We start from the raw sequence: 3,797 nt of genomic DNA on the forward strand, positions 1-3,797 counted from the left end.
TTTTTTTTAAAATTTTAATCCCCTAAAATTGAAAATTAAGGCTTATTTTTAGGAAATGATGACTTCCTAAACAGTCAATTTTTAAAATTTGAAGCATAAGCCGTTATATTATGTTCCAAAGGAAATTAATTTAACTAATAGTTTATATAGATTTAAATTTTTAAAAAAAGTTTCTCAACTTTTACCTATGGTAAATCAAAATGATAAACTTATTGCCCCTGCTCCACCAAAGCGTTCCCTCTGGAAATCACTTAATGAGGCTATACGCGGGACAGATGCTGATTACACTAGGATCGATCTGAAAAAGGCCATCTTCCTACTGGCGGTTCCCATGATACTAGAGCTTGTTATGGAATCCACCTTTGCTGTGGTGGATATCTATTTTGTTGGGCAACTCGGGTCGTCCGCAGTGGCCACTGTAGGCCTTACAGAAACTTATCTCTTTTTACTCTACTCCATTGCGATGGGGCTTTCGATGGCTGTAACAGCCATTATTGCACGGAGAATTGGAGAAAAAAATAAAGAGGATGCTGGGAAATCAGCCGTCCAGGCAATTTTTTTGTCCTTACTCGTTTCCCTACCTTTTGCAATTGCAGGGATCTTTTTTGCTAAAGAACTACTTGCTTTGATGGGTGGGGATCAGTGGAGTATAGAAAATGGCTATCGCTATACACAATGGATGCTGGGAGGAAACGGGATTATCATCCTGCTATTTGTTATCAATGCCATCTTTCGTGGAGCCGGGGACGCGGCTATAGCTATGCGGGTGTTATGGATCGCCAATGGACTGAACATTATATTAGACCCTCTACTGATTTTTGGTTGGGGACCAATTCCTGCTTTGGGCATTGAAGGTGCTGCTGTTGCCACTACAATTGGTAGAGGCATTGCAGTGGGCATTCAAATCTGGACGCTCGCCAAAGGGGGGAAGCATATCCGTGTGCTGTTCTCAGATCTTTATTGGGATGCCAAGGTTATCCTGAACATCCTGCGCACCTCCCTTGGTGGGGTTGGACAGATGATCGTGGCAATGACTTCCTGGATTTTCCTGATGAGAATACTGGCTGATGTAGGCAGTGAAGCTGTTGCAGGTGCTACTATCGCCTTGAGAGTAATGTTATTTACGCTGATGCCCGCCTGGGGGCTTTCCAATGCCGCAGCAACACTTGTAGGGCAAAACCTGGGAGCGGGAAATCTGGATCGGGCTGAGTCTTCTGTTTGGAAGATCGGTTTTTACAACATGATCTTTCTGATTGGAGTATCTCTGATTTACTTCTTTTTTAATGAAGCCCTTGTGAGTATTTTTACAGAGGATGTGCAGGTGATCGCCATTGGAGGAGAGTGGCTTCGTATTTTGTCTTATGCCTATTTTGTTTATGGCTGGTGGATGGTATCCGTGCAGGCTTTCAATGGTTCGGGCGACACCCGCACACCAACCAAGATCAACTTGGTCTTTTTTTGGCTGATTCAGATTCCGCTGGCTTATTTGCTGGCTATAAAACTAGGCTGGGCACACTCCGGCGTGTTTTGGGCGGTATTCTTTTCGGAAACCTCTGTGGGGCTGTTTACCCTTTGGCTTTTTAAACGTGGTAGGTGGAAGACGGTGAAGGTATAATATGCCTTGGACTTTACAAATCATAAGACTTTTTCCAAGCCTAAGAGAACCTTAAACCACTGAAGGATTAATTTTTCTATAAAACATCCTTCAGGTAAAACAAGACGGCCCAGTTCTAGGCTAAAGTGAAGGATCAGAAAAAGAAGTAACCTGGAGGATTCCCAAATTGTTGGCCAAATCGGGAGACATGAGGATATCTTAGTGATTATTAAGCTAACTTTTGATTAATTCAATTCTACTGGCTAATCGTAGGTTTATACAATCTGAGCCTGACATACTCTTACAGTTAAAACAAGTGACATTCTAAGGTATAAACGAAGCTATCCAGTTTGTCTCTGGTGTCTTACAAATTCTCCCCTTAGGGTTGATCCAAACCCTATGAATGTTTTTAGAAGAATTGATATCTCCTTTGTCTTTTGCTTCACCCGATGAACTTTCCCATTCCTGCTCTCAAAGAGATAAATCATTCTTCCCATGTCTACACTAAAAGCAATTTTTTGGAAGAAAGGCAAAAGCGATGAATTCTTAAAACTTTTTTTCCATTCTTACCCACCAGGTTTTCCAACTTAGTTATGATAGCTTCATAACCCATATCAGAGATTTTTCAACCCCATTTTTTATACTTTCCTCCGACTTTTTGAAGAAAGTATAAAAAATGGGGTTAGGGTAGGATAAGGGCTGATTTTAAAATAAAGATAACCAAGTAGGTAAACTTCTAATTTGGGGATTTTTTTCATTATGTAAGTCCAGTCCGTTAGAACTGGCTCCTCACAATTGAATGATTCATGCTATTCAATTCTCTTTTTCATTAAAACATAGGGTTTTAGCTTAGTAGTGTCTAAAACTTCCTTTGTTTCATAATTATAGTTAAGCAATTGAGATTGGGTGATGTAGTATAAGTGACCATCCACTATGTCGAGAGTGGTGGGAACTTCAAAGTTTTCTCCGTAAGGAATGATTTTTTCTATATGGGTAATGGAATCCCCTTCTTTACTTAAAAAATATCTAAAAACGCCATGTTCATTAACATCTCTTTTAGCATTCACTATGCCAATTAAACTATTGTTATAATACTTTAAACCATCAACACCTCCTAAATCTTTGTTTGATTCATTGAGTATTTTTTTTGAGGAAATATCAATAATTCTAATTCCTTTCGTCCTGGAAGCCACATAAAGGTATTTATTATCTTCTGAAATGCTAATCCCATTAGGATGCGCTATTTCCTCAGAGTCTAAATAAACCTCGAGCACTTTATTTGGTCTCTGTATTTTATATATTTTATTATTCCGCGTCTCTGTAATAAAAATCTCATTGTTTGAGCTAATTGCTAAATCATTTAGGAGTGTAAAAGTAGTATCCTGAAGCGTATATGAATCCACTAAATCACCCGTCTTAACATTTAAAAGAAGCAAAATTGATTGATTATTATTTCCTGAATAAGAGTCACCCAGTGCATACAATGTATCCCCTTTTATCGTCATCCCAAAGCCTGATAGATAACCGTATTCGTTGTTTTCAATAAAATTTCCTGGTTCACTACCATCAAGCTTACTGGCTACTATTTTGTTATACTTCATGCTATTTAGAAATAGCGTTTTAGATTGAGGATCAATAGTTATGCCTTCTGGCATCAAGTCCTCTTCAAAGTTCAAAGTAGTTGTTGGGGTATCCTTTTTATGACAAGCCATTAAAGTTGTCAAAACCAGAATTGTAAAAAATGTCTTCATTTGCATTGTAAATTTCCTTAAATATTTGTCAAAAGTCTGAGTAAGGCCTTGTCTTGTGATGTGTATATTATCCATGGATTGTCCATAGAGTAAGCATCAATTATCAGGTCTACTCCATACCCAGGTTCTAGCTTCTCATATTAAATATTTGTTGATGCCTCAATATACGAAAATTGAAGTACTTGTGGTAGTACAAGGCACCTGTTCGGGCTAAAAAGGAATAGAATCGACAGAGGCGACGCATAACCAAATTACTTATGCTGCTATGGGTCTTTTTTTGATGGGGGAGAAGTGCTAGGATTAACTGTCGCTGAAAGGGGTATTAAGCCAATTACAAATTTTGAAGAGGCATTAAACCTTGTTACTCCTGAACCAAAATATGTGAATTGTGATACAAACAAAAGTAATTTTAATTCCTTTCACTTTTGTGCTTTTAACAACCTAAAAATTAG

The 3,797-nt window shown here is 38.3% G+C and carries 2 protein-coding genes; one reads left to right on the top strand and one right to left on the bottom strand.

Annotated features, from left to right (window positions below; all coding sequences use genetic code 11):
• The first annotated feature begins 88 nt into the window (after positions 1 to 88).
• On the top strand, positions 89 to 1,615 hold the full coding sequence (locus tag E1171_RS05370) for an MATE family efflux transporter (RefSeq protein WP_343031302.1): 1,527 nt from the start codon (positions 89 to 91) through the stop codon (positions 1,613 to 1,615).
• Between the two features lie 788 nt (positions 1,616 to 2,403).
• On the opposite strand, the gene E1171_RS05375 is transcribed toward E1171_RS05370, so the two are convergent.
• Positions 2,404 to 3,345 (bottom strand): SMP-30/gluconolactonase/LRE family protein, encoded by a 942-nt coding sequence (locus E1171_RS05375; RefSeq protein ID WP_187696272.1) that lies wholly within the window; start codon positions 3,343 to 3,345, stop codon positions 2,404 to 2,406.
• Positions 3,346 to 3,797: the final 452 nt, after the last annotated feature.

Origin of the sequence: Xanthovirga aplysinae, assembly GCF_009711365.1 — a bacterium.
Classification (GTDB): Bacteria; Bacteroidota; Bacteroidia; order Cytophagales; family Cyclobacteriaceae; genus Xanthovirga; species Xanthovirga aplysinae.